Below are 26,534 nucleotides of genomic sequence, written 5' to 3'. Positions count from 1 at the left end.
GAAAAGCCTAAGCGCAGGGACGCAGGCGCCCCACATCACTCGAGAGCACTCCGGTGCCCCCGAGCAGGATGACGCGTCCGACACCGAGCGAGCGCATGTGGGTCACCATCTCGCCTGGTACGCAGTTGCTGGGCGCGATGTACATGGGAGCGCCGCGCACCCCGGCCAAGACGCTGCCGGCGAGAGCATCGGGGAAGTTCAACCCGTAGGTGATCAACGCGTCGATCGCGGTCCCGCGAACCGCTTGCTGGTTGATTGCCAGAGAGGTCGCGAAGCGATCAGGGCCCGCGAGGCGGGTAACCGGCGCGACTGTGCGCAGCGATGTCACGACTCCGCTGGATACCACCCCCGTACCGCCGGTCACATAGATTTGCTTGACACGCATGCGGGTGAGCAGGCTGCGCGTCGCGGAGTCGACGCTCGAAGCGGCACCCGGGACGAGCACGACCGGCGCGTCTCGATTCGCACCCGCAGCGCCGGCAGAGAGCGCATCAGCGAACCCGGAACCGGTCGCAATGTACGCCTCGGATGCTCGCGGGAACGCGAATTCAGCGATGGCCCTTGACGTCGCGTAGCGGTCCGCTCCGCCCAGCCGCGTGACCGACCGTGATGAAGCGAATGAGCGCAACTCGCTGGCAACGGCCCCGGAAACGACGCCGGTACCGCCAACCACGATGATGCGCTGAGGTCGCAGACGATTCAGTTCAGCGCGAACAACGGACGGGATACTCGTCGGCCCGACCAGCAGAACTGGGCCACCCAGCTGCACCGCAGCGGGCCCGGCACTCAGTGCGTCGGGAAAGCTCAGTCCGTTCGCGACGACAACCACCGGCGCCCCTGACGGGAAGGCCGCGCGCGAGATCTCTACGGCGGTCGCGAAGCGATCTGGGCCGGCCAGTCGAGCAGCGCTTACGTTCCACCAGCTTCCGGTACGCGCCGCGGAAATCGAGCGCTCCCCCCACCGGGCGCGCACACTGTAGGAGGTTACGCCGTTCGGTAACGTCGGAACGGGCACCTCCCAGGATCCGTCAGACGCCACCGATCCCGTCCGGGTTACTGAGCCATTGAATGTCACCTCGATGCGGTGCCTGAGACCGCCGTGCCGGAGAGTTCCTCGCATCGTAGAGCCGGTGAAGCTGCCTGTCGTAGACGGAGTTGTGACAAGCGGAGTCGAGATGGCGATGGACGGTTCCCACGCACCCTGATACAGAGTCTCTGCGCTTGCCCCATTGGACGCGTAGAGCGGCACAAACACACCAAGGCTTCCTGCGGTGCATCCCTCTGTCGAAGTGCTCGCAGACGTCACCCCGACCGCTGTCGTGCCCGTTAACGCTGCTCCTCCGCTGTCTCCGCCGAGAACACATATCGACGCGACAATTCCGTTCACCCGATATGCCGTCGGATCGCTCGGCAGACCAACGAGAAGGTTTTGATTCACGGCGGTGATCGTGCCGCACGTCCACCCCGTCGTGCCGCCGGACTTGCAAATCGGCGCGCCAACAATGGCCCGCGTCGCATCGCGGACGATCACCGGGGTCGACGACAGCGGGCCTCCCTGGCCCCCGCCCCAGGTGACCACCTCCGGTCGCGAAGTCCAACCCGAGCGAGTCACCGCGACGAGCCCATGGTCCCATCCTCCTGCATCGCCGTTACCGCCGGTCACGTGAGTGCCGGGAACAGGCTCGCCGATAGGGACTGCGGGCGCGACGAAGTTGCCAGGGGAGACAGCCGTGAGGATCGAGCGGGTCCCCGCCAGATCGCCATCGCAATGCCCGGCGGTGAGAAACTGCGGCGCACCAGTGGCCGTTGCAACGCCAGGAAACCCGACAGAACAGCGAAAGTTCCCTCCCTCCCCGGTAGGGAAGACATAAGGCAATCCACCACGGAGGTCATCGGCCGCCAAGAAAATTTCGTCTGAGTAGTCCGGGACATTCGGCTCACCGACGATGCCAACGTAGCCCAGCTCCTCAACGGCTCGCGTGTCGCTCTCACCCCCGACATAAACTACGACGTCCCCACCGCGCAGTTCGACGCCTCGCACATCGATCACCTCATCGATGCTGTCCAGCGCATCCACAGCGAGCCTCGCGTTTTCCGACACCTCGAGGTACTCGTCCAGACTCATCCCGAGGTCTCGCTCCACCGCCTCCGCAAGCTCAGCGGGTGTTTCCTCCACGGCGGCCGCAATCGTGGTCGCTGCGCCGTGGGCGGGAGTGAGTGGAGCGCCAGAGATCACCAGCGCGAGGCTTGCGAGCAGTGCGAACGCCGCGATCACCGACGATGGTTGGCGCGGAACCGAGTGCCGACCCATGGGTGAAACCTAACGACAGGGTTGGAGCGACTGGGGCGGGCTGCCGATGACCGCGGTACCGCCCAACAGCGTTACCTGCACGACCCCGGCTGAGGCGAGGTGGGCGGCCGACCCGACGGGCAGGCATCGTCCGGGACTGAGGTGCAGTGCCGCACCGCGGGCTCCCGCCGCCGCAGCGCCCGACAGAGCGTCTGGAAAGTTCGTACCGCTGGCGATGTAGGCGGTCGTCGTGGTGGGGAATGCATAAGCGTTGATCGCGGCTGCCGTCGCGTACCGATCAGGACCTGACTGCCGGGAAACGGACGTTACCGTGCTAATCGAGCGGATCGAATCGACGAAGGATCCGCCCGGAAGAACCCCGGTCCCGCCGACCAGTACAACCGTGCGCACGCCCAAGTCGCGCAGCAGTTCGCGCGTCGGCTGGGGCATGCTTCCCGAGCCCGGAGGAACAAGCACGACGGGCCCGCCGAGTGCTCCAGCTGCCGCAGATGCCGACAACGCATCCGGGAAATCTCCGCCGCTCGCAACGAAAGCGATGGACGCTCCGCTGGGGAATCCCGCTCGGGCAATCGCATTTGCGGTCGCATAACGGTCGGCTCCCGAATCGCGCCGAATGCCGGGCGCAAGCGAGCGCAATTGGTCGTACACGGCATTGGAGATAACGCCGGGACCGCCGACAACGACGATCTGCTGCGGTTTGAGCCGCTGAATCTCCGATCGAACAATTGACGGCAGCGTCGTGGAGGGGGTCAGGAGTAGTGGCCCACCGGCGCGAGCAGCGGCAGGCGCAGCTGCAAGACCGTCGGGGAAAGACGTCCCGACAGCCACATACACGGTGCTTGCACCATTCGGGTAGGTGTCTTTCGAGATCTCAATGCTCGTCGCGTACCGGTCAGAGCCCGACAAGCGGGTCGTCGTGGCAGTCGGCGACACCGTGCCCGTTGGCGACCCGAACCACTCGCTGTAGATGCGCCAGAAGTTCCGGTTGCCATAGGCCGAGCAGGCATCGCCGACTCCGAAAAGGTTGTTTAGTGCCGCTTGGTTGGGGGTGTACGGCGTGTAGTTGTACAAGCCAGCAGTCGCGGCGTTCTTGATCGTGACGGTCCTGCTGCCGCACGCTGTGTTCGGGTGGTAGCGCACTTGCTGCGTGCCGATTCGGTGCCCAAATGAGTTCGGGTGCAACCGGTAACGCTGAAATTGCGCAGAGGCGTTAATTACCTGATTGAAGAAGCCCTCGAAGGCGGGATCACACCACCCTGGCCGGTCCGGAATGTCAGGGCAGCCATAGCCCATCGCCCGGCTCACCGTAAAGGCTGTGGGCCGGCGGCTAGTGACGAGGCTCTGCTCCTTCTGAAGAGTAACGAGGATGACCTTCGCGCTGATCTTGCATGACTGCTGAACCTTGAAAATAATGCGGGAAGCGCGCTCGTTTTCCGCTCCCTGATAGCCCAGTGTGCAGCGCTCGGTCACTGGCATATCGCGCGTTGTTTGGCGGTAGATGTTCAGGCAGTTTGTGTTCTCGCACGTTCCGATCATCCGATCCAGGAACTGCTGAATCTGGGATTCGGTCATCGCTGCGCCGTCGTAGAAAAGGTCGTCACTGATGATGAAACCCGGGTCGAAGTCGGCCGCGTTCACCGCGTGGGCGGGCCTCGAGTCACCGACTGCCGCGATAAGTGTTCCGACCAGCAGCGCGCTGGCAACGCCAGCACCGATGCGCCGTAGCGAGCCCATAGTGATTCCCCCCGGTTGTCGCGTGCCCCAATGCGCGACTCCGTCAGAGTAACCCCAAAAAGTGGCTCGTGGGGCGAAAGTTGGCGGAGTGGCGTTCGTTGTTCGAACAGCGCTAGCTTGGCGAGGCCAGGAACGCGTCGGCGACAATCCGCGCCGACAGCGCCCCGTCGTGCACTCGGCGCACGAACTCAGGGCCGGCGGCGGCCTCCTGACGGGCGTTGTCGCGGTCGGCGAGTACGTCCTCAAGACAAACCTCGAGCTCGTCTGCCCAGCACGAAACGATCGGTGGTCGCGTGCCGGTCGCTGCCGCGACGTGCTCCACCACGTCGTCATGGAGGTGAGCGATCACGATCCGGCCCGCTGCCATGGCCTCGACCGCGGCGACCGAGTAGATACCCAGCCGCACCTGGTCGATTACGATGTCGGCCGCGCGCACGAGGTCTGGCATCTGGGAAGCGGGCACGCCGGAAACGGGTCGGTAGTCGATGAGCCCTGCCGCGTGCATCCGCCGAAGAGTTGGTTCGATGAGGGCCGTGCCCTTGATGTGGGAATTTGTGGGCGCGTGCAACACCACGGGGCGCGTTCGGCTGAGCGGGGGCTCGGGCGCGGCCCAGCGTTCGGGGTCGACGATGACGGGCATCCAATGCGCCGTCGGCTGATCGCGCAAGAGGTCGGGGGTCGTCACGAAGACCGGCCCCCCCGACTCGGCGATGAGGCGGGCGTAACGGTCAGAACCGTCTTGCAATGCGTCACGCGCGTCCCAGTCGTCATCGTGGAACGGAGAAAAACGACTGAACTGGCGATGGATGCGCGGGCTGCGCAAGTCACTGCCGTGCGCCAAATGCGCCACACGAACTCCGCGGGCGCGGAGCGCGTCGATCTCTCGGGCAACATCGAGATCGAACAGGGTGCCGAAGATCGGTCTGCCCGATTCGATGATGGCGTGGCTGTATCGTCCCGCGATCGCGGCGAATTGCCGGCGGCGCCAGTGGCTCGACAATCGCACGATGTCACCGCTGACCGAGATGTCGGCCGGGAAACCAAAAGTGCTACCCGCGGGCCGCTGATGCACGTTGATCGCCGCGACTCCGTCGAGTCGCTCGAGTGCGCGGGCCAGGAGGTACCCCTGGGCGGCGTAATTCGTTGCCCCGATAACGACGCGCGTGAGTGCAGCGAGCTGCGGAGGCGCGGACGGCACCTCTGCGAGGTCGTAGCGATAGCGGCGAGGCCGCAGGCGCACGGCAAGGGGTTCGGGCAGTCGGTCGATAGCGCGCCGCACCACCTCGCGCAGTCGCGTAGTCATGCTCACGACGCAGTCCGTTTTCGACGCGCCCACTGGTCACGGCTCGCGGTCATCCACGCCGCGACCATCATGCGGACCGGAGCCTCACGATCGAGCGCGAAACGCAGGCGACGTGGGGTGAGGGTCAGGGGCGCGCCGTAGCGACGCCGGCGGGCGGCGAGTTGAGCGAGGCGCTGTGCCGAGACACCGACCGCGGGATCGAGCGCGTCGAGGAGGTCCCGGTCAGCACAGGAGAGCCGGTCGAGCGCACCGGGCGCTGATGTCTCGAGCGCTGCCACAATGTCCCGCAAAGCCCGACGTTCGGTGTCGGGCCACTGATCAGCGCGCGGGCGAACCGCGAACTGTCCGAGCACGTTGACTCGCAGAGTCTTGATAGCGATCGCCCTCCTCACCTCGAGCGTTTGGGATCGAAACCACCGGCTGTCGACGACATCGGCTACGAAGCCAAGCGCGGCATCTACGGTGCTCGGCGCGAGTGTCACACGATCGCCGGCATCGTCGTGGACGAGGTACGCCGCACCCCGGTGCCGCGCCACGTGCAGGTCAGAAAAGAACAGGCGGGCGCTGACGAGTACGTCTTCACCGGTGGGGATACCTAAGCCGAATCGCACTCCCTCGAGCGACGCTCGGCGCAGGAGGCCCAGCGGCGCGCTGCGATATGCGAGTCGGTCAGCGACCGCATCGAGGCGATCATCCCGCCCCATGCGACTCGGCGGAGTCGCGACGACCCGATTGGTCGTTCCCGTTCGAACGATAGTGGGCAAAACGATATCGGCCTCGGTCGCAATGGCTCGAGCCAACCAGTCGTCGACCGCTCCGGGCTCGAGTTCGTCATCGCTTCCCATTATCGAAATCCAGGGGGCGGTGGCCGAATCGATTCCGGCGTTGAAGGGACCGGAGGGACTGCGCAGACCATCGCGGTGTGAAAGCAAACGAACGCGCGGATGATCGGACAGCTCACCGAGCACCGCCGCGATCTCTGCAGGCTCAATGTCGTGGCACACGACGGTAACGCGTGCCGCTTCGGACGCGGCGAGTGCTGAGCCAACCGCACGGTGGATGGGCCGAGCCGTCGTGTGCACGGCGACGATCAGGTCGACCGTGGGGTTAGCCTCTGCACCGTTCATGAACGCCTGGCTCCGACGATGTCGGCAATCGCCGAGGCCCACTTCTCGATCTCGAATGACGCCGAGAGGGATGCGGCAGCGCGGTGGGCCGCGGACTTCATTTGCCAGACCCGCCCCGGTTCAAGGCCGTCAAGCGCGCGCCGTAGCGATTCGGCAGTGAAGTCTCCGCAGACGACCCCCAGCCCGTGTTGCTCAACAATCCCCGCCATCTCGGGCGACGGGCCGACGACGACACCCAGGCGCGCCTGCACGTAGTCGAAGAGCTTGTTGGGTAATGCCCAGCGGTAGTTGAACGTTGTCGGTGGCAGCACGAAGACACCCAGGTCGTATCGCGCCAGCGTGTCGATGAGCTGCGAGTACGGCACGGGGTCGTTGAGCCGGGACCTCTTCGACGTCGCGCAGCGCTGACGGAGGACTTCACGGTATGCCGGATCGTTTGCGGTGAGATAGAGATCGAGGGACACGCTTGTGGATGTTGTTTCCACCGCGTCGATCATGAGTTCGAGCGCGCGGTTCGGTAGCGCCGCCCCACTGTGCACGAGTCGGATGGGGTCATTGACCGGCGTCGGCTCCGCCTCACGGTACGGCGTCGCGTTTGTCACGACCGTCGGCGCGAGTCCGAACTCGACTTTGTACGCGCGAGCGAGACCGCTCGACACAGTGCTTGTCGAGGCGGCACGGGTGACAAAGGTGCGCAGTATCCAGCTCAGAAACGGTGAGACAAATATGCGCCAGCGCGGGAGTTCCTCGCGCTGCCGCGGTGCATATTCGTGGAGGTCAACATGCACCATGCACGGATCGACGACGCTCATGACGAGCGGAACGGTGTCCACATCATTCGCAAGCGCCAGATCGATGGATGCACGGGGCCGGGCCAACATCATCCTCGCCGCCGCCACGGCGGGGTTCCCCCAGTACGCACGGCGATAGTGCCGCATGATGAGCGCAGCGCGCGGCCACTGCCACGCGGGCGCATCGTCGGGGATGCGCAGGTGCTCGACCACGCCGTCCGGAGCTTCGCCGTAGCCCACCGTCACAATGTCGAATTCGTCGCGGAATCGTTCGATCTGTTTGAGCACGCGAGCATCACTGGTTAAGGGTGAGAATGACGCGATAAGGAGGCGCAGTCGAGTCATCGGCCGCGTCCGATCCGTATCTCGAGAGCCCGCGCCCACGGGCCTTCGGCCGCTTCGGCAGAGAGATCGCGCGCTGCCCGGTTGGCTGCAGCTTTCCATTTCACGACGGCATCGGGCGTGAGCGCATCCAGCGCGTCGACCAGTGCGTCGGCCGTCGCAGCAGCGGTGACTGCTCCGAATTCGTAGCCGTTCACGTAGTGTGCCATTTGGCTCGAGGGGCCGATGATTACCCCGAGCCGGGCTTGCACGAAGTCAAACAGTTTGTTGGGAAGAGACCATTCGAAGTTGGGATTCGTGTTCGGTAGCACGTAGACACCGACGTCAGCGGCGGCGAGCGTTTCGTTGAGTTGAGCGTATGGAACCGGGGGGTGAAGGCGCACTCCGGTCACATCCTGAGCACGCGACCGTAGCTCCTCGAGATAGTCCGGGTTATTGGGCATGAGATACAGGTCAAGCGTGACTGGCGTGGTTGTGCGCTCAACCGCTTCGATCATGATCTCGAGGCTTCGCCCGCGCTGAGCGGCGCCGCTGTGTACGAGGCGAATAGGAGACGACACCGCGGTCGGGCTCCGGTCGACATGCGGCGCGGCGTTGATGACGACATCGATGTCGTCGCGTCTACTGAGCACTGCGTATGCGTCGCGGATCACCGGCGCAACGGTCGTCACCGAGCCGACGCGAGTAAGCTCGCGCCGTGCGATGCTGCGATAAAGCGGGCGAAGGTAACGACGCCAGCCGGCGTCATGGGCGAGCATTTCGGGCGTGTACTCGTGAAGGTCGGCGTGGATGCGGTCGGCGGGAAAAACGGTAAGCGCGAGGGGAACCGCGTCGAGGTCGTTGACGATGACAGCATCGGCGCGCTGACCGAGCAGCGCCGCACGGGCCCAGCGCATTGCCGGTGCTGTGCGCAGCGCGCGTCGCCTCTGACGCACAGCAAGAAGACGCGGATTGAGCGGATACAGTGTCAGCTCGTCCGGGATCCGGTGGTGTGCGACGACCCCGTCGGGAGCTGGGCCGTAGCCGCATGTCACAACGTCGCCGATGCGGGTCGCGAGGCCCACTTGTTTCAACACTCGGGCGTCAGCGGCGATCGGCGAGAACGCGATGATGACGATCTGCGGGCGGCTCACACGTCCATCCTGGTCGATGTGGGCCCGAGCTCGAACACGGTCGACAGCGTGGCGGCCGCACGTCGACCGTCGTGCACGTGAGACACGAACGCGGGACCCATTACGGCACGCTCGCGCGCGGGGTGTGGGTTCGCACACAATGACCGAATGGTGTCCTCGAGTTGCGCCGGGCTGGTATCGATGACCGGCAACTCATGCCCTGTTTCCCGCCGTACGACCGCGCGCACGAACTCGCTGGGGTCGGCAATGACCACGCGACCTCGGGCCATGGCCTCGCAGGCGAGGACACCGTAGGTGCCCAGGCCGAGCTGATCGACGATGATGTCCGCATCGGCGACGGTTTTCAGCATCTCGCGGTGACGTAGGCCAGAGACACGGAGATAGTCAATGACGCCCTCATCGGCAAGCCGGCTCAGCACATGATCGATCACAGCCGACCCCTTGAGAGCGGCACGGCTCGGCGCGTGAAGGACAACAGGATTCCTGTCGCGAGAGAACGGGACATAGCCGGCTGGCTCGGTCACATCATCGACGACGAGCGGCAACCAATGCGCATCTGGCACATCGAGCAGCAGGTCAGGCGTCGACACGAATGACCGCGCGGGAACCATTCGCAGCAAGCGCCGTGACGCAGCGGCTCGGGCGCGGAGCGCTTGGCCCAGCGCGGGACTGACCGCACCGGTGGCAAACGGTGAGTGCGAGCTTCGAGACGCGTGCGTGTCGGGATCGCGAATGTCGCTGCCGTGCCACAGGTATGCCAGGTGTACACCCGAACGGCGCACGCGACGCGCGTCACCGATGACGTCGCCGCGTAGTCCACCGGCGAAAATGGGCCGACCTCCCTCCAGGAGCACGTGAGTCGCCTCCGTGAGCACTTGCCGGCGGTGGCGCCGCTGCCAGGTGGTCGACCAGGTGAACACGGGGCCCGGGATGGCAACGTCAACTGCGTGACCGAACGGGTTGCCTCTCTCGACAGCAAATGAGCAGGCGGAGGTTTCTAGCGCGTATCTCCGCACGCTTGCGGCCCACGCGCGTCCCTGGCCCGCGGAGTTCTCCGCACCAACGACGAGGCGGATCCGCGCGGCGAGGTCGAGTGTGAGGGGTGGGGGAAGGGCCCGAGGGTCGAAACGACGGCCCATGGGAAGCAGCCGGGCGAGTACTCGGTCGGGTATGGCCGTCGTCGCCCTGCCCAACCGACTCACAACCGCTCTCCCGGTTCGAGGCGATAGCGGATGTAGCGTCTCAGCACTGCGTCGGTGCGCAGACTGTCGGCCACGCGCGTCGACAGCGTACGGTCACGCCATGGACCACAATGGCGGGCACGGTTGAGATCGGCGACGGTTCGCCATGGTTCTCCGGCAGCCAGAGCGGCGAACACTCTCGCCTCGGCCCTAGCCAGGGGCGCGGCGAAACCCGGCGCGAATGCGTCGAGCTCGTGCGCCAATCGTGACAACTCCTCCAGCTCCCCTGCCAGCAGTTCTGCGTCACGGCGTCGATCAACAGCGCCGATCAGGTGAACGCGCGCGAGCTTTGCGGCAAGCGCCCGACGAACCGCTATTGAGTATGCGCCTACACTGCGGTCGGCGATGAGGAGTCTGACGGCCCGCAACTCTTCGCCCAACGGCCGCAGTGCAGTGGTTACCCGGTCCGAAGCGTCGGCGCCGATTACGTACGCCGGAGCAGTGCTGTCGTAGTCGATGCGCGCCCCTGAGGCCCACAGTCGTGTACTGATGGCGAGATCCTCGCCGCTCGCGAGCCCCTCGGTGAAGGGCGCACCGGCAGCGAGCATGAGCCCACGATTAACGATGGCGAGCGGGGCCGTACGCGTGAAGAGGCGATCGCGCACGGGATCGAGTCGCTGCATGCGGCCGTACCGTGGTAGTGGCGTCAGGACGCGGGCACCACCGGCATGCCGGATCGGGAGTATGGCAATGTCGGCACCTCCCTGCGCTCGTTCCAACGCAGCGCCGAGTGCGCCGTACTCGTAGTAGTCGTCAGACCCAATGACCGATACGAACGGCGCGGTTGCCGCGAGCATCCCCGCGTTCATGGGGCCGGCAGGGCTGGCGATGCCGTCGTGATGCTCCATCACGCGCAGGCGCGGGTCAGCCGTTGTGGCGAGGCGGGGTTTCAAATCGCCGGCGTCGAGGCCGTGCGCGACCACGGTCACGCGAACCGGGAGCTCAGGGTCAGCGAGAGCCGAACCAACGGTCCGCTCGACGGGCCGTTGCGCGGTGTGAACGGCAACAACGACGTCGAGCAGGGGCGCCTCGGTCATTCGGCGTTGAACCCCGCGAGCTGAGCTTGCACGGCAAAATCGGGAACGACGGCAATGAGTTCGGCGAATGTTCCTCGCGCCTCGATGCGTCCATCCGCCATAAAGACGACCTGATCGCTGTCGCGAATTGTGCTGAGCCGATGCGCGACCGCGACGACGGTCACATCGCCCCGAAGTGCGCGAATGGCCTGCGCGACATCGGATTCGGTTTTGGTGTCGAGCGCACTGGTTGCTTCGTCCATCACCAGCACAAGCGGGTTCTCATACAGCGCCCGAGCGATACCAAGACGCTGGCGCTGACCGCCGGACAGCGCCATACCCCGATCTCCGACGCGGGCGTGTATACCGCCCGGCCGGGCCTCGACAGTGGCCCATAGCTGCGCACGACGCAGGGCTGCTTCGATGCGCCCTTCGTCAAGCTCTCCCGACCAGGTCAGCGCGACGTTCTGAGCAATCGTCCCATCGAAGAGCGCGACGTCTTGTGGCACATAACCCACTCGTGAGCGCCAGGCGGCCATCACGTCGCGAAGGTTTTGCTCACCCACCTGGGCCTCGCCGCTCGAGGGCACGAGCAGGCCGAGTATCAGATCAACGAGAGTCGACTTGCCAGCGCCAGACGCCCCCACGATGCCGACAGTGGAACCCATCGGGATGGTAAGGCTCACCTCGCGCAGAGCCGGGGTGTCGGATCCGGGGTAGGTGAATGAGACATTGGTCAGGCGTAGTTCGGTCGGCTCGGTCACGAGCGGCTCGCGACCGATCGTCTCTGCCTTCAGTACGTACCCGCGAGCCTCCGTGATGTCATTGACGACCGCGTCCACCTGCGGCACGTTGGCGTGCGTGGTTGACACAATCGACTGGAAGCCCGTCAGTGACGGGATCATGCGGAAGCCCGCGACGCCGAACAGAGCCACCGCCGCGAAGGCATCGGCCGCTCCGCCGGTGGCGTAGGCCACTCCCCCGACCAGCAGGAAACCGCCAACGAGCGCAGCATCCAGGACAAAGCGGGGGACCATGCCCAGGAAGCTGATGTTTGCTCGGGCACGTGTTGTGTGGATGCGGTTGTCGTGCACGACGTGCGCGACTTCAGGGGCTTTGCCCGCCAGAGTGATCTCTTTCAGCGCGGAGACCATGTCGGTCATGAGGGTGGCAACCCTGAAAGAGAAATCACGGTTGACGCGACCCGCCTGAACGGCACGTCGTGACACGACGAAGTAAAGCAAAGCGGCAATCAGCCCAAGGTACGCGATCGTAATCGCCGCCGTCACCGGTTGAGCGATGATGAGCACGACGAGGACGGCCACAAACGTTGTCATGAGGCTCGGCAGTGTCGAGATGGGAATAAGAAAACCCGCGGTGACATTCGCGATGCCGACGTCGGCAAGTCTGACGAGTTGAGCGGTATTGCGCTTAAGCCGCTCGGTCCACGGAGCCCTGATGTACGCGTCGAAAAGGCGATCCCCGATTTCGAGTTCGAAGGCGGCAAACCGCCTCGTCGCTTGCCACTGCAGCGCAATGGACAAGATCGACTTGAGGATGATGAGTCCGGATACAACGAGCAGTATCCACACGTAGCCGCTCGGTGGCACCTCCCCGATGACCGGCAAAGGAACCGGCTCTCCCGCAACCATCGAGGTGAGCGACAACGCCAGCAGTGCGAGCGCGCCAATGTCAAGCACGGCGAGGCCTGAGGTCACCGTCGTGTAGGTGATGAGGAACGCGCGCGCCCGATCGGGCAGCAGCGGCATGATGCGCCGCAGCGTCGTGTACATCAGCTTCACGGCTGGTCAGCTTTCTCGTTATCGGTGCGGTGTCTCATCGTCCCACAGCACCGCGCGGGCCCCTGCTGACGACTTCCGCGAGCACAGTGGCGATCCGGCCGGTGATTGCGGTCATGGACACGGTGCGGGCCGCCCACTGGGCAAGGTGAATGCGTTCGGTGCGTGGTGCTGGCTGGGCGAAGGACGCGCGCAGGTGGCGTGCCACCGCATCAACCTCGTAAGGAACGCTTGCCCCGAGCGGTGTGGAGTCCGCGAAGGCGGCGCCTGGTCCGTTCCCCGTGAACAGCACGGGGGTCCCGCAGGCGACTGCTGCATACAGTTTCGTCGGGAAGGCGAACTCGTAGCCACCCGTGGGCTTCACGCTCGCGACAGCCAACGCCGCGCCCCGGAACCAGGCGGCTACCTCTTCGGGGGAAACCGCGTCAATGAAATGCACGCGACCCGGCGCAATATCGTCAGCGCGGCGACGCAGGGCAACCCTGTCCGTTCCGGAACCGACGAAAACCAGCTGCCCGTTGTCGACACTCGCCATCGCCTCGACGAAGATGCCCGCACCGTGAACGTCGGACGCAGTGCCGGCGTACAGCGCGTACGGCTCATTGCGCACCACCGCCGGCCCCGTGACCCCATAGGCACTCGTGTCGATACCGTTGCCTACCAAACGCACCTGTTCGGGCGGCACTTGAAGCTCGCGCAAACGCTCGACAACCGGCTCGGACACAGCAATCAGTGCCGCGCACCCACGCCAAACGTAGAGTTCAAGCCGGCGCACGGCACGGACAATCCATTGGGTAACTCCCGCACTGGACGCCGCGTCGGCGAGGATGTCGGCCACGTAGTAGACCGCGGGGATGCGACGCAGTCGCGCGACTGTGCGAACAGCAGCGCCCGTGGTGGGCGGTGGTTCGACGACGATGACATCCGGTCGCCGGGTAGTGAGTAGACGCCACACCAGCGGGATATCAAAGCTGAGATAGGGAAGGTAGCCGCGCACGAATCCCTCCCTGTCGCGGAGAACAGGAGCCCGGCGCACATGCACCCCGGGGTACTCCCGCTCGTTCCCACGAAGGGCGCGCGGCGCACGTGCAGTTACGACCTCGACATCGTGACCCTCGTCAGCGAGGTACGCCGCGAGCGCCGCCAGCCGTTGCGGAGCCGCACCGGGCTCGGGCGCGTAGATCCGCGAAGCAATGAGAACCCGCATGGGAATAGTCTTCACGAACTCACAGGGTGCATCGTTCCGGGGCGACGGCATGCGCTTTCCGCGCCGGGCCAGCGTAACGTGCGGCGCGATGACCCTGCCACGCCGGGGCCGCATCGACGCTGCGGTTCGTCGTCTCGAGATAGCGTGACGTCATGCGAATTCTGAGCGTCGTCGGTGCACGGCCCCAGTTCGTGAAACTCGCCCCCGTGAGCCGCGCCTTGTCTGGCGTGGCCGAGCACCTGGTGGTTCACACCGGGCAACACTACGACGAGTTGATGAGCGACGTGTTTTTCGCCGATCTGGGAATCCCTGAGCCGAATGTCAACCTCGCTGTCGGATCGGGTTCTCATGGCGCACAAACCGGAGCGATGATCTCGGCTCTCGAGTCAGTCTTGCAGGCCCACCAGCCCGATTGGGTATTGGTTTACGGGGACACCAATTCAACATTGGCTGCGGCCATCGCTGCGGTGAAGCTCGGTCTTCCGCTCGCACACCTCGAGGCGGGGTTGCGATCGTTCAATCGAGCGATGCCGGAGGAACACAACCGTGTGCTGACGGACCACGCAGCCGACCTGTGCCTCGCACCCACCGAGCTCGCCATACGCCACCTGTCCCGCGAGGGGCTAGCAGCACGCAGTGTGCTCGTCGGCGACGTGATGACGGACGTGCTCTACATAGTTCGCGATCGAGTGCTGGCTGAGCCGCCACCGCTGCCGTGGAACGACTCTGACTCGGTTGTTGCGACAATCCATAGGGCCGAGAACACCGACGACCCCGCACAGCTCGCCGCCGTGATCGACGCGATCGCGGGCGTTGACCGGCCGGTGCGGCTGCTCGCTCACCCACGGCTGCGGGCCGCGGCGCACCGAGCGGGAGTCGTTCTCGAGCGGGAAGGGATCACCCTTCACGACCCGCTGCCCTACCCTCAGCTGATTGCGGCAGTTATGCGAAGTGTGGGCGTCGTGACAGATTCGGGCGGCCTGCAAAAGGAGGCATTTCTCCTCCGGCGTCTCTGCACGACCGTGCGGGCGGAAACCGAATGGGTGGAGACTGTTGAATCTGGGTGGAACACACTCGTCGGCTCCCGCCTCCGAGACCTCCCGGCGGAAGTCAGTCGCGCAATGCCGCCCGAACCCGTCGACAACCCGTACGGTGACGGCCACGCAGCCGAACGCGTCGCGGCTGCACTGCGTGACGCACAGTCTCGCCGCTAGAGAGTCACGGCCTCGCCGCGACGTGCCGAGTCGAGCATGCTTTCGACGACGGCGAGGGTGCGCAGCCCCTGGCGCATTGTGACGACGTCAGTGTCGTGACCGAAGACGGCGTCGCGGAAATTCTCGAGTTCGACCCGAAGCGGCTCTCGCTTGGCGAAGGCGTAGCGAATCATGTCTCCTTCGCTGACACCCCGGAATGCGGTGACCGACTCCCATTCAAGTGGGATCGTACCGTTCGCGTAGAAGGTGAGATCCCCGGTGGACGTATCGGCAACGAGCGCACCGAGTTCGCCGGTAACGATCGTGACGCGCTCCTTCATCGGGCTCAACCAGTTGACGAGGTGGTTCACGACAACGCCGCTCTCAAGCCTTCCCGTAACCGCGATCATGTCTTCGTGGTCGCGGCCGCTCTTGTGCGCGGTCTGCGCAAACACGGTGGCGTAGTCGCTCTGCACGACCCAGGCCGTCAGGTCGACGTCGTGCGAGGCGAGGTCTTTGGCGACCCCCACGTCGGCGATGCGGGACGGGAAAGGGCCCTGGCGCCGGGTCGCGATCTGGTACACCTCACCGAGCTCACCGGCCGCAAGTCGGCGGCGCAACTCTTGCAGGGCGGGATTGAACCGCTCGATGTGGCCCACGGCGCCGACAAGGCCCGCCGACTCGAAAGCATCGACCATTCGCTGGCCCGACTCAACGGTGTCGGCGATGGGCTTCTCGACGAGGGTGTGCACTCCGGCGTCGGCCAGGCGCAGCGCAGCCGCCTCGTGAAATGCCGTCGGCACGGCCACCACGGCGATTTCGATGCCCGCGGCGATCAGCGCGTCGATGTCGGGCAGGATCGGCAGCGCACCGGCCACCCCGTGCGGGTCTCCCCGGGGGTCGGCGATCGCTACGAGGTCGACGCCGTCGAGTTCGCGCAGCACCCGCGCGTGGTGACGGCCCATCATTCCCACCCCGAGCAGACCCGCCCGCAACACATCAGTCATCAGGCGCCCGCCTTCGCGACGGTGTTGACGGCGGTCACGATGCGCTCGAGCTGCTTCGTCGACAGCGCCGGATGCACGGGCAATGACACAACTTCGGCTGCGGCCCGCTCGGTCTCGGGCAGATCGAGCCCGGGCGCGTAGGGCGCAAGCGACGGCAGCCGGTGGTTCGGAATCGGGTAGTAGATTCCGCTGCCGATGCCGTGCTCGTCTCGCAGCGCTTTCACGAAGCCGTCACGATCATCCGCCACCCGAATCGTGTACTGGTGGTAGACGTGCACGGCGCCCTGCGCGACCGGGGGCGTGACGACGCCGCGCAGTTCGCGGTCGAACAGTGCGGCGTTCTGTTGCCGCTTCGCCGTCCAGCCTGTGAGGCGGGTGAGCTGCACCCGCCCGATGGCGGCGTGAATGTCGGTCATGCGCGCGTTGAAGCCGACGACCTCGTTCTCGTATTGCTTCTCCATTCCCTGGTTGCGCAGGAGTTTCGCCGCGCGCACGAGTTCCGGCGTGTCGCAGGCGATCATGCCGCCCTCGCCGGATGTCATGTTCTTCGTTGGGTACAGGCTGAACATGGCGAACCGGCCCCAGGTTCCGACGAGCCGGCCGTCGAGGGAGGCGCCGTGGGCCTGTGCCGCATCCTCGTACAGCTCGACGCCGTGCTTCTCGGCGATCGCCGACAGCTCGCGCAAACGGGCGGGATGCCCGTACAGGTGCACGGGCATGATCGCCTTCGTGCGGGGGGTGATCGCCGCTTCGACGGCGGCCGGGTCGAGGCCAAAGGTCTCGGGCTCAATGTCAACGAAGACGGGCGTTGCGCCCGTCAACGCCACCGAGTTACCGGTCGCCGCGAAAGTGAACGAGGGCACGATGACCTCGTCACCGGGGCCGACGCCAGCGGCGAGCTGGCCGAGGTGCTGGCCCGCGGTGCCGCTGTTGACCGCGACACAGGCGCGCCCCGCGACGAGCTGCTCGCCGAATTCTTTCTCGAAGGCGGCAACCTCGGGCCCCTGGGCGATCATGCCGGAGCGCAGCACACGGTCGACGGCACGGCGTTCGCGCCAGCCAATCTGCGGCTTCGCTGCGGGAATCAGGGGTGCGGTCACGCCGACTCCTCCTCAGTGAGAGCGCCATCGCGCTCGATGTAGCGGTCACCCGTCTGCGGGCACACCCACGCCTCGCCGTCGTCGACCAAGCGAACGCCGGCGCGACCCACCCAGCCGAGCCGCTTTGCCGGAACACCGGCGACCAGGGCGAAGTCGGCCACGTCGCGGGTGACGACGCTGCCGGCGGCGACCGTTGCCCAGCGGCCGATCGTGACCGGCGCGACGCACACCGCGCGCGCGCCGATGGAGGCGCCCTCTCGGATGCTCACCCCGACCGGCTGCCAATCGCTTGCGCTCTTGAGGCTGCCATCGGGGTTCACCGCTCGCGGGTAGGTGTCGTTCGTCAGCACAACGGCCGGGCCGATGAACACGCCGTGTCCGAGTTCGGCGGGCTCGTAGACGAGCGCGTAGTTCTGCACCTTGCAGTTATCGCCGAGCGTCACCCCGGTGCCGATGTAGGCACCGCGACCGATCACGCAGTTCTCGCCCAGCACGGCCCCTTCGCGCACCTGGGCCAGGTGCCAGACCGACGAACCGGCGCCGATGGTGGCGGTGTCCGCAACGTCGGCAGTGTCGACGATGCGCACGTCTGCAGGTGTGCTCACGGGGGCGGTGCTCCGAGGGTCGGGGACAGCGCGATCAGCGCCTCGCCAGCGTAACGCGCTCTGACAGAATGACCGGCATGTCCGTAACACCGTCGATGCCTGCATCCGCTGAGGCGCTCGACGCGACCTGGGTCGTGATGCCGCTCTACAACGAGGCTGCGGTCGTCGGTGACGTCATTCGAGAATTGCGCGCGAGCATCCCGAAGGTCGTCTGTGTCGACGACGGTTCGCGTGACCGCTCGGCAACGATCGCAGAGGAAGCGGGCGCCCGCGTACTTCGTCACCCGCACAACATGGGACAGGGCGCGGCGCTTCAGACCGGCATCGCCTACGCCCGCTCGCAACCGGGTTGCGAGTACATCCTGACCTTCGACGCCGACGGGCAGCACCGGGTCGAGGACGCCATCGCGATGGTCGGTCTCAGCGAGCGTGACGGTTACGCCATCGTGTTGGGCTCACGATTTCTCGACGATCGCACGCAGCCTGGCTGGGCAAAGAAGGCCGTCTTGAAACTCGCGGCCGCGGTAACTAACGCCGCAACCGGCATGACGCTCACCGACGCTCACAACGGGCTGCGCGTACTGCGGGTGGACGCGGCTCGGGTAGTGAACCTGCAGCAAGACCGCATGGCGCACGCCAGCGAAATCGTGGCGCAGCTGGGCCGCAGCGGGCTGCCGTGGACCGAGTTTCCGGTCCACATCCGCTACACCGACTACTCGAAGGCGAAGGGGCAGTCAATGCTCAACTCGATCAATATCGTCGTCGATCTGGTGATCCGCTAGCCGAGGAGGCCCACCGTGTGGTTTCAGCTCGTTCTCGTCGTCGCGCTCGTCCTCATTGGCGCGTACTTGCTGCTTTCGAAACCGGGGCCTCGGCACCTGGCGGTGCGGCGTGTCGTCATGCTTGTCTCGCTCATGGCCGGGGTGACGGTGATCATCTGGCCGGGTCTGTTGACCCAGCTTGCCCGTCTGGTCGGCGTCGGCCGTGGTGTTGATCTGCTGTTCTATCTCGCACTCGTGGCGGGATTGCTCTACGTCGTCAACGAGTACAAGCGCTCGGTCATGCTTGCGCGGGCGAACACGCACCTTGCCCGCGAGCTGGTGCTCACCGAAGCACGATTGACCGACCGAATCACTGAGCTCGAGGCGAAGCTGAACGACCGGCCTCTCTAAACTCGACACGCGCCCCGCTCGCCCCGCTGCCGCACTGCAAAGGACTTCCGTGAAGATCGCTGTCATCGCCCTCGGCAAGATTGGTCTGCCGCTTGCTGTGCAGTTCGCGTCGAAGGGGCACGAGGTCATCGGCGTCGACGTCAACGCTGACACGGTCGCCGCCGTGAACGCGGCGCGCGAGCCGTTCCCCGGCGAGGCAGGCCTGCAACGGGGCCTCGAGCTGACGGTCGGTGCCGGACGCTTGCGGGCGACAACCGACTACGCGGAGGCGATTCCCGGTGCCGACGCCGTGGTGCTCGTCGTACCGCTTTTCGTCGATCAGGATGCGCGCCCCGATTTCGGATGGATGGATTCCGCCACCCGCTCCCTCGCCGAACACCTCACCCCGGGCACGCTCGTCAGTTACGAGACCACCTTGCCGGTCGGTACGACGCGTACGCGCTGGAAGCCAATGCTGGAGGAGGCCTCCGGCCTCACCGAGGGGCGCGACTTCCACCTCGTGTTCTCGCCCGAACGCGTGCTGACGGGCCGCGTCTTCGCCGATCTGCGGAAGTACCCGAAGCTCGTCGGCGGTCTCTCGGCCGAGGGCGCCGAGACGGCGGTGCGGTTCTATGAGCAGGTGCTCGATTTTGATGATCGCCCCGACCTGGCCCGCGGCAACGGGGTGTGGAATCTCGGCAGTGCCGAGGCGGCCGAGATGGCGAAGCTCGCCGAGACGACGTACCGCGACGTCAACATCGGGCTCGCCAATCAGTTCGCCCAGTACGCGGCGACCGCGGGCATCGACATCTATCAGGTGATCGAGGCGTCGAACTCGCAGCCCTACAGCCACATTCACCGCCCCGGCATCGCCGTCGGGGGCCACTGCATTCCCGTGTACCCGAGGCTCTATCTCTGGAACGACCCGGCGGCGACGATCGTGCGCGCGGCTCGCGAAGCGAACGCGGGCATGCCCGACTACACAGTCGGGCTGCTCGAGGGGGTGCACGGCGAGCTCGCCGGCCAGCGGGTCGTCGTGCTCGGCGCCGCGTACCGCGGAGGAGTTAAAGAGACGGCGTTCTCGGGCGTCTTCGGCACGGTCGCGTCGCTGACCCGCCGCGGGGCCGAGGTGCGGGTGCACGACCCGCTCTACTCCAACGACGAACTCACCCGCCTCGGCTTCACCCCGTACACCCTGGGCGACGAGGCAGACGCTGTCGTGATCCAAGCCGACCACGCCGAGTACCGCACTATCGGCGCGGCTGACGTGCCGGGCATCCGCACCGTCGTCGACGGCCGCCGTATCTCGAGTGCCGATGCGTGGCCGGACGCCACCTACCGCGTCATCGGAATCGCGTAGGCGACAGACGCATGCGCATCGCGGTGACGACGGGGCTGCTGCGCATCCCCCCGACCTACTTCGTCACACAGCACGCCGAACGCCTGATTGCGTCGGGCAATCATGACGCACGCGCGTTCGCCCGGGCGAGCGACGTTCAGGATGCTCGTCTCGGCATCGACGTCGTCAGCGCCGTCCCCGAAACGGCCGGCTCGTGGCGCGCCCGTGCACTGCGCGCCGTTACCGCAGCGCGACCGCAACGCCGGGCCATCGTGGCGTACAAGCCTGATCTGGTGCACCAGCATTTCGCCACCTGGGCGCACGGCGCGCTCGACGCGGCACGGCGCCTCGACGTTCCGTTCCTGACCACCGTGCACGGCTACGACGTCTTCGCCGCGGGTGCACCATCGCTTGCGCCGGTCGGGCTCTTTCACCGCTCGAGCATTGACCGAGTGAAGCGCGAGGCGACCCGCGTACTCGCGGTGAGCGACTTCCTGCGCGAGCGCGCCGAGCGGGCGGGGTTTCCCCCCGATCGCCTCTTTCGGCACTATCAGGGCGTCGACACCGACTTCTTCACGCCGGGTGACGACACCGACCGCACCGACGAGCCGATCGTATTGTTCGTCGGGGCGCTGGAGCCACGCAAGGGCATTCTCGACCTCGTCACCGCGTCTCTTGCTCTGCGGGCTCGGGGGGTGACCCATCGCCTCGTGATTGTGGGCGACGGGTCGCAACGCATGCTGGTCGATGCGGCTGCAGCCGAACACGACCACATCGTGGTCACCGGCCCCCTCGACCGGCACGGGGTGCGCGACCTCATGCGCTCGGCAGAGGTGTTCGTGCTGCCGACGCAGCGCGACGGCTCGTGGCGCGAAGCGGCCGGCCTGGTGCTGCTCGAGGCGCAGGCCTGCGGCACCCCCGCAGTCACCTACGCCAGTGGCGGCGCCCCCGAGATGGTGCGCGACGCATCCACGGGGTTCGTTGTGCCGGAACGCAACGAGACACGGCTTGGCGACGTGATCGAGACCGTGCTTGCCCTACCGGTCGCCGAACGACTCACGTGGCGTGAGCGTGCCCGTGCGTGGGTCGTCGGCGAGCGCAGCCTCGCGTCGAGCACGGCCGAGCTGCTCGAGCATTACCGAACGGTGACGGGCTGAGCCAGTGTGAATGCACGGGTTGCCACCACGGCGACACCCACAAACGCAAGCGACCCCACGAGCCAGATGACAGACGGCCCCACCGGCATCCACGCCCACCACCATTCGAGCCCGGCGTCGAGGTAGGGGCCCGGTTCGTCGGTTCCAGTGACGTAGCGGCGCAGATTCATGTGCAGGGCGACGAAGTGCGCTCCCGCGACGGCCGCGACGAGCACCCAGCGCTGTGAGCGAGTGAGCGTGAGGGGGCTATTTTCTCGCCGCACGAGCAGCAGCACCCCGAGCAGCACGATCAGAGGCAGCAGGTAGCGCGGCTGAACCTGGTCGGGCACCATGGTGCCGCCAGCCTGCAAGACGTAGACGGGCACCGCCCACAAAGCGGCCACGACGACGGCGACTGCGCCGATCACCCGGGCCCCGGCGCCCCGGAGGGCAACGAAGCCGAGGGCCACGAAGGCCGCGATCCCCGCGAGCGGCACGACCGCGGGCATTGAGGTATCAAGCCAGCCAAGGCCCCACTCGCCCCACGCACCCGACCAGATGAAGGGCACGTTGAGCACGTTGTAGAACAGCAGCCCGACACCGCCGAGAGTCGGCTCAGCAGCCTCGTGAATGGCCGCGGAGACGTCGCCACCCTCAGAGCCGGTTGCGTCGCGAATCGGTCCTCCGAACCCTCCCGTGCCGCTGGACGCTTGACCCGCAGCAAGGAAGAACCCGAGCGCCACGAGACCCGTGATGGCGGGGAGGATCGCGTCGAGAACGAAACGTTTGGTGGGAGCCGCGGCGAGCATCCCCATGACGGCGATGCCGAACCCGGCGAAGACGGCGGCGTCGGCGCGCGAGCCCGCCGCCATGATCACGCCGACGACGAAGACGGCCGCGAGCCCCAGCTTCCGCCTGCCCGACGTCTCGAAGTAGCCCAGCAGGGCGATGGCACTCGTCGCGACCCCGATCACGGCCCAGGCGCTGGGGTTGTTGGTGCCGAACAGGAACACCCCAAGCGGCACCATCGTCACGAGCAAGCCCCCGTGCAGCGCTGGCACCAACCGGGCGGGCAGGAGCAGGTGGAGGGCGGTCGCCAGCACCAAGAACAGCGCGATCGTGACGGCACGCATCGCGAGCGCGGCCGCCTCCGCGTTCGCTCCCGAGAGGATCCCGTTCACCGCGTAATACAGCGGCGGATACTCCCCACCGAAGTTGCCTCGGGATGTCTCGACAATCTCGACGGCCCCGCCCGGCCCAACACCCGACCAGTCGAGGGTGCCCAGCTGGCACGCCGCACTTTCCTCCGGATCGTAGGCGAAGCAAGGCGCTTCGAGCAGGGGCCGCGGCACTTGGCGTGTCTGCGGGGTTGATCCGTCGGCGCACAGCTCGTCGACCGCGGGCCCCGCACACCAGGTGCTGATCAGGTGGAAGTCGTCGTCGGGCCCGGCGCCGATCGGCGAGGCGAGCGCCCACGAGCCGAGCGTGAGGGCGGTGAGGAGGGCGAGCATCCCGCCGGCGACGCCGGGCCGACGCCAAGCTGCCCGCAGGCGGTCGCGCAGACCGTTCACGACGAGCGCCCGAGCCGTCGACGGATGCGCGCGGTCACGTCACGGAGGCCCGAATGCTTCAGGTGGTGAGCCGCCATGCGCAGGTCGTGGCCGAGCCCGGCGGTACGCCGCGGTCGGCTCGACCCCGCGCCCATCGCGGAGCGCCCCGGCGCGTAGTCGGCGGCGTGCCACGGCTCGGCGCAGTACGCGACGAGTGGCGCGAGCACCACCGGCCACGTGAACTGTTCGCGCACGCGGGCGACATTTTCCCGCCAGGCGGTCACCTCGTCGGAGTCAACGGCGAGCACGCGCGCGATCGCGTCGGCGAGCGCCGCCTCGTCATTCGACGGCACGACGACGCCGAGAGCTTCGTCGCGCACGAGATCGGCGAATCCGTCGCCGTCGGTGACGACCATCGGCAGCCCCGCCCACAGGTAGTCGAGGATCCGCGTGCGGAAGGCGAAGGTCGTCTCAACGTGGCGGTGATGGGTGCTGACCCCCGCGTCGGCGTCGAGCAGGTACGCGCCGCGCTCGTCGTATGGCACCCAGGTGTCGTTGAAGACGACCTCGCGCCCCTCGACACCGAGCTCGACCGCGAGGTCGTACGCCTCGCGCACGATGCCCATCTCGTCGACGCCCGGATGCTTCGTGCCGAGAAAGACCAGGCGTACGTCCGGCACGCGGTCGCGCACGGCAGCGACGGCGCGAATCAGGGTGAGCGGGTCAAACCAGCTGTAGACGCCGCCGCCCCAGATGAGGACGCGGTCGTCCGCGCCTATGCCGGCGATACGGCCGCGCAGCCCGTCGCCCGGAGCGGGCGGCGTCGTCGACAGCCCAAACGGCGCGAGGTCGATGAGCCGGCGCAGGTCGCCATCGCCGTCGTAGGTGGCAGGGCTGATGCGGCCGAGCGAGGCGAGGTGACCGAGGTAAAACAGGCGCTGCCGTTCGCTCGCGCACAGCAGATAGTCGGCGCGTCGCAGCTGATCGTTGAGGGCGTCGCGGGCGCCAGCCACTCGGAGATTCCAGGTAGCGGCGGGCAGCTCGCGACCCTGCTCGAGCATCTCGAGGTGCATCGGGTCGTAGACGTCGGCCACGAGGTACCGGTCGGTGCTCGCCAGCGTGCGGAACTGCCCGAGCGCGTGCCCCTGGAAGAACACGACGTCGGCCCACCGCTCGTGCCCCCGGATACCCGCCTCATCGCCGGGAGCGACATGACCGAGGGGCACCTCGGTGTCGGTGCGGTCGGCGCGCGTGGTGCTGACGAGGCGCACTTCGTGCCCGTGGCGCTGCAGTTCACCCGCGATGTTCCACGCCCGAATCGCGGGCCCCGCCATACGGTCACCGACGGGGTCGCCCGTCACAATCAGGATGCGCGTCACCGCTTCTGTCCTCCACTCGCCGGCTGCACGAGGTCGCGCACGATGTCGATGCCTCCGCGACTGTAGCGCCCGTAGCGCCCACGAAGGGCGCCACTGAATATCGCCGGGATCCGCAGCAGGCGCGCGGCGGGGTACCCGGCGCGGGCCGCTTCGTGCGCGTGCTTTGCTTCGGCCCGCGCGAGCCGCGCGGCGGGTGCACCCCGCTCGCGCAGACGGTCGGCCAGCTGTCGGGTGCGTATGGCGAGCCGGGGCTGACGCTCGTCGCGCGGTTCGGTGAGCTTCGCCCAGCGGTCACTGAGGGTCGGTCGGCGAGCGCCGATCTGATTAGTGTCGTGCTGGCGGTAGTCGATCAGCGGGCGGGGAACTAACCGGACGGCGCCTGGCTGCTCGCTCATACCGGCGGCTACAGCAGCGAGCCACTCGTCGTGCACCCACTCCCCCGGGATCGGCAATGCGTGCTCGAGTAGCTCTCGCCGGAGAACCAGCGTCGCGCCGGTCACCAGGTTGCGGCGCAGCAGAGCCGCCTGCGCATCACCGGCGACGAGGTCGACCTTCTCCTGCGTCGTGATTCCGAGGGCGTCGAGCAGGGTTCCGCCGAGCGGTGTCCCATCTCTGTCGACGAGGCGCGCGTCCGTGTGCACGAGCCGCAGTCGCGGGTCGTGGGCGAAACGATCAACGATGACGGCGAGCTTGTCGGGCATCCAGACGTCGTCTTGGTCACTCAGTGCAATGAGGTCGCCACGGGCATGGGCGAGGGCGTCAGCAAAGTTGGCCGTGACGCCGAGCGGTGGAGAGTGACGCAGCACCGTGAGCTCGGTTGTGACGGCGGGATCGGCGGCGCGCGCCTCAGCGACCAGGCGCTCGATGATCGCGACGGTGTCATCGCGCGAATCGTCGTCGCCAAGCACGATCTCGATCGGCGCGGGCCGCTGGGCGAGGATGCTTGTCACCTGTTCCGCAATGAAGGCCGCCCCGTTGTGCGTGCACATGACGACCGACACGGTCAGCGGTGCGGTGGGGGCGGCGGTCACCCCGCCAGCCTAGGTGAGGGCCCGGGCTAGGATCAGGAGCACTATGGCCGAGTCGACCGACGCTCCACAAACGGTGCGGGAGCCCACCGTAGGACTCGTCACCGTCGCCTTTCGCTCGAATGACGTCTTGCCGACACTTCTCGGGTCGGTCGGCACGGTTGCGGGTGCGGCGGTGCCGATCGTCGTGGTCGACAATTTCCCGGGCGAAATCGATTCGGCAGCGCAGATAACCCATCAGCACCACGGCGCGTACGTCGCGATGCCGGAAAACCCTGGATACGGCGCGGCCATCAACGCCGGTATTCGCTTTCTGCCGAAGAGCGTCGAATGGGTCGTCATATGCAACCCCGACCTCGAGTTTTCTCCCGGAGCTATCGAGGAGTTACTCGCGGTCGCCGCGACGGATCCATCGATAGGCAGCGTTGGCCCCCTGATTCGCAACCCCGACGGCTCTGCCTACCCCTCGGCCCGGCGCATCCCGTCACTCCGCACAGGAATCGGTCACGCCTTGTTCGCGAATGTGTGGCCGGCGAACCCGTGGACTCGGTCGTACCGTCACGACGACGATCATGGGTCCGGTGTGCGCGACGCCGGCTGGCTGTCCGGTGCCTGCCTTCTCGTACGCCGGTCAGCGTTCGATGCGGTCGGCGGCTTCGACGACGGGTACTTCATGTACTTCGAGGACGTTGATCTGGGCTTCCGGCTGAAGAAAGCCGGGTGGCGCAATGTCTATGTGCCGAGCGCGGAGGCGATGCACATCGGGGGCCACTCCACGAGCGGCAGCTCCGCGCGCATGGTTCGCGCGCACCACGACAGTGCCAAGCGCTTTCTCGACCGAAAGTATCCGGGCCCTGCCCTTTGGCCGGTGCGGGCGGTTCTCAACATCGGGCTCAGCGTTCGTTCGCGGTGGCTCGAACGTTCGGTGATGCGATCCCAGACCCCCCATCCCTAGCCCCCGAAGAAGCGTCATGCACAGTAGACCGCGGACTGGATCGAAAGGTCTCTCATGAATCGACTCCGCCGAGCGCGCCAGTTCATC

At 66.6% G+C, this 26,534-nt stretch carries 22 protein-coding genes; 6 read left to right on the top strand and 16 right to left on the bottom strand.

Going from position 1 to position 26,534, the window contains the following annotated elements; all coding sequences use genetic code 11:
- Positions 1-7 precede the first annotated feature (7 nt).
- From ACK4SC_RS06285 to ACK4SC_RS06240, 10 genes are all read right to left on the bottom strand, one after another.
- Positions 8-2,275, bottom strand: coding sequence for a cell wall-binding repeat-containing protein (locus ACK4SC_RS06285; RefSeq protein WP_409616111.1), 2,268 nt, complete (start codon positions 2,273-2,275; stop codon positions 8-10).
- A 45-nt stretch (positions 2,276-2,320) separates the two neighbouring features.
- Entirely contained in the window at positions 2,321-4,045 is a 1,725-nt protein-coding gene (locus ACK4SC_RS06280; RefSeq protein ID WP_409616110.1) for a cell wall-binding repeat-containing protein, read from the bottom strand.
- A 112-nt stretch (positions 4,046-4,157) separates the two neighbouring features.
- Positions 4,158-5,354 (bottom strand): glycosyltransferase, encoded by a 1,197-nt coding sequence (locus tag ACK4SC_RS06275; RefSeq protein ID WP_409616107.1) that lies wholly within the window; start codon positions 5,352-5,354, stop codon positions 4,158-4,160.
- Positions 5,351-6,475 carry a glycosyltransferase gene (locus ACK4SC_RS06270; RefSeq protein ID WP_409616105.1) on the bottom strand — a complete coding sequence of 375 codons (1,125 nt, stop codon included), beginning with the start codon at positions 6,473-6,475 and terminating at the stop codon, positions 5,351-5,353. The genes ACK4SC_RS06275 and ACK4SC_RS06270 overlap by 4 nt, the downstream gene beginning before the upstream one ends.
- Positions 6,472-7,554 carry a glycosyltransferase family 1 protein gene (locus tag ACK4SC_RS06265; protein ID WP_409616103.1) on the bottom strand — a complete coding sequence of 361 codons (1,083 nt, stop codon included), beginning with the start codon at positions 7,552-7,554 and terminating at the stop codon, positions 6,472-6,474. The genes ACK4SC_RS06270 and ACK4SC_RS06265 overlap by 4 nt, the downstream gene beginning before the upstream one ends.
- A 53-nt stretch (positions 7,555-7,607) precedes the next feature.
- The gene (locus ACK4SC_RS06260; RefSeq protein ID WP_409616101.1) at positions 7,608-8,672 is read right to left on the bottom strand and encodes a glycosyltransferase family 1 protein; all 1,065 of its coding nucleotides are present in this window, start codon (positions 8,670-8,672) and stop codon (positions 7,608-7,610) included.
- Between the two features lie 65 nt (positions 8,673-8,737).
- Positions 8,738-9,331, bottom strand: coding sequence for a glycosyltransferase (locus ACK4SC_RS06255; protein ID WP_409616100.1), 594 nt, complete (start codon positions 9,329-9,331; stop codon positions 8,738-8,740).
- 608 nt (positions 9,332-9,939) lie between these two features.
- The gene (locus ACK4SC_RS06250) at positions 9,940-11,019 is read right to left on the bottom strand and encodes a glycosyltransferase (RefSeq protein ID WP_409616097.1); all 1,080 of its coding nucleotides are present in this window, start codon (positions 11,017-11,019) and stop codon (positions 9,940-9,942) included.
- Positions 11,016-12,791: an ABC transporter ATP-binding protein gene (locus tag ACK4SC_RS06245; protein WP_409616340.1), complete on the bottom strand. Its 1,776-nt coding sequence runs from the start codon at positions 12,789-12,791 to the stop codon at positions 11,016-11,018. The genes ACK4SC_RS06250 and ACK4SC_RS06245 overlap by 4 nt, the downstream gene beginning before the upstream one ends.
- A gap of 43 nt (positions 12,792-12,834) precedes the next feature.
- Positions 12,835-14,004, bottom strand: a complete 1,170-nt coding sequence (locus ACK4SC_RS06240) for a glycosyltransferase family 4 protein (RefSeq protein WP_409616337.1) — start codon at positions 14,002-14,004, stop codon at positions 12,835-12,837.
- A gap of 152 nt (positions 14,005-14,156) precedes the next feature.
- On the opposite strand from ACK4SC_RS06240, the gene wecB reads away from it, so the two are divergent.
- The gene (gene wecB / locus ACK4SC_RS06235; protein WP_409616094.1) at positions 14,157-15,218 is read left to right on the top strand and encodes a non-hydrolyzing UDP-N-acetylglucosamine 2-epimerase; all 1,062 of its coding nucleotides are present in this window, start codon (positions 14,157-14,159) and stop codon (positions 15,216-15,218) included.
- On the opposite strand, the gene ACK4SC_RS06230 is transcribed toward wecB, so the two are convergent.
- Genes ACK4SC_RS06230 through ACK4SC_RS06220 form a run of 3 tightly spaced genes read right to left on the bottom strand, consistent with a single transcriptional unit; the run spans position 15,215 to position 17,909 of the window.
- Positions 15,215-16,204 (bottom strand): Gfo/Idh/MocA family oxidoreductase, encoded by a 990-nt coding sequence (locus tag ACK4SC_RS06230; protein WP_409616091.1) that lies wholly within the window; start codon positions 16,202-16,204, stop codon positions 15,215-15,217. The genes wecB and ACK4SC_RS06230 overlap by 4 nt on opposite strands.
- Positions 16,204-17,304, bottom strand: a complete 1,101-nt coding sequence (locus tag ACK4SC_RS06225) for a DegT/DnrJ/EryC1/StrS family aminotransferase (protein ID WP_409616088.1) — start codon at positions 17,302-17,304, stop codon at positions 16,204-16,206. Before ACK4SC_RS06225 ends, ACK4SC_RS06230 begins: the two co-directional genes overlap by 1 nt.
- Complete coding sequence (locus ACK4SC_RS06220; protein WP_409616085.1) at positions 17,301-17,909, bottom strand: acyltransferase; 609 nt, start codon at positions 17,907-17,909, stop codon at positions 17,301-17,303. The genes ACK4SC_RS06225 and ACK4SC_RS06220 overlap by 4 nt, the downstream gene beginning before the upstream one ends.
- Before the next feature lie 77 nt (positions 17,910-17,986).
- Between ACK4SC_RS06220 and ACK4SC_RS06215 the strand changes: the two genes are divergently transcribed.
- From ACK4SC_RS06215 to ACK4SC_RS06200, 4 genes are read left to right on the top strand one after another with little or no spacing between them, the layout of a single operon-like run.
- Positions 17,987-18,691: a glycosyltransferase family 2 protein gene (locus ACK4SC_RS06215; RefSeq protein ID WP_409616082.1), complete on the top strand. Its 705-nt coding sequence runs from the start codon at positions 17,987-17,989 to the stop codon at positions 18,689-18,691.
- A gap of 15 nt (positions 18,692-18,706) precedes the next feature.
- On the top strand, positions 18,707-19,081 hold the full coding sequence (locus ACK4SC_RS06210; protein WP_409616080.1) for a DUF2304 domain-containing protein: 375 nt from the start codon (positions 18,707-18,709) through the stop codon (positions 19,079-19,081).
- Between the two features lie 49 nt (positions 19,082-19,130).
- On the top strand, positions 19,131-20,420 hold the full coding sequence (locus ACK4SC_RS06205; RefSeq protein ID WP_409616077.1) for a nucleotide sugar dehydrogenase: 1,290 nt from the start codon (positions 19,131-19,133) through the stop codon (positions 20,418-20,420).
- Between the two features lie 11 nt (positions 20,421-20,431).
- Positions 20,432-21,556: a glycosyltransferase gene (locus tag ACK4SC_RS06200; protein ID WP_409616074.1), complete on the top strand. Its 1,125-nt coding sequence runs from the start codon at positions 20,432-20,434 to the stop codon at positions 21,554-21,556.
- Here the strand turns inward: ACK4SC_RS06200 and ACK4SC_RS06195 are convergent.
- From ACK4SC_RS06195 to ACK4SC_RS06185, 3 genes are read right to left on the bottom strand one after another with little or no spacing between them, the layout of a single operon-like run.
- Positions 21,535-23,106, bottom strand: a complete 1,572-nt coding sequence (locus tag ACK4SC_RS06195) for a DUF2142 domain-containing protein (RefSeq protein WP_409616072.1) — start codon at positions 23,104-23,106, stop codon at positions 21,535-21,537. The two genes, ACK4SC_RS06200 and ACK4SC_RS06195, sit on opposite strands and share 22 nt — an antisense overlap.
- Complete coding sequence (locus ACK4SC_RS06190; protein ID WP_409616069.1) at positions 23,103-24,464, bottom strand: glycosyltransferase family 4 protein; 1,362 nt, start codon at positions 24,462-24,464, stop codon at positions 23,103-23,105. The genes ACK4SC_RS06195 and ACK4SC_RS06190 overlap by 4 nt, the downstream gene beginning before the upstream one ends.
- Positions 24,461-25,495, bottom strand: coding sequence for a glycosyltransferase family 2 protein (locus ACK4SC_RS06185; protein ID WP_409616066.1), 1,035 nt, complete (start codon positions 25,493-25,495; stop codon positions 24,461-24,463). Before ACK4SC_RS06185 ends, ACK4SC_RS06190 begins: the two co-directional genes overlap by 4 nt.
- 43 nt (positions 25,496-25,538) lie before the next feature.
- Here ACK4SC_RS06185 and ACK4SC_RS06180 point away from each other — a divergent pair, with 43 nt between their 5' ends.
- Complete coding sequence (locus tag ACK4SC_RS06180) at positions 25,539-26,447, top strand: glycosyltransferase family 2 protein (RefSeq protein ID WP_409616063.1); 909 nt, start codon at positions 25,539-25,541, stop codon at positions 26,445-26,447.
- Positions 26,448-26,534: the final 87 nt, after the last annotated feature.

The organism is Microcella sp., assembly GCF_046293215.1.
Classification (GTDB): domain Bacteria; phylum Actinomycetota; class Actinomycetes; order Actinomycetales; family Microbacteriaceae; genus Microcella.
The sequence above is the reverse complement of the archived record's forward strand: the minus strand, read 5'-3'. Positions and strand labels throughout refer to the sequence as shown.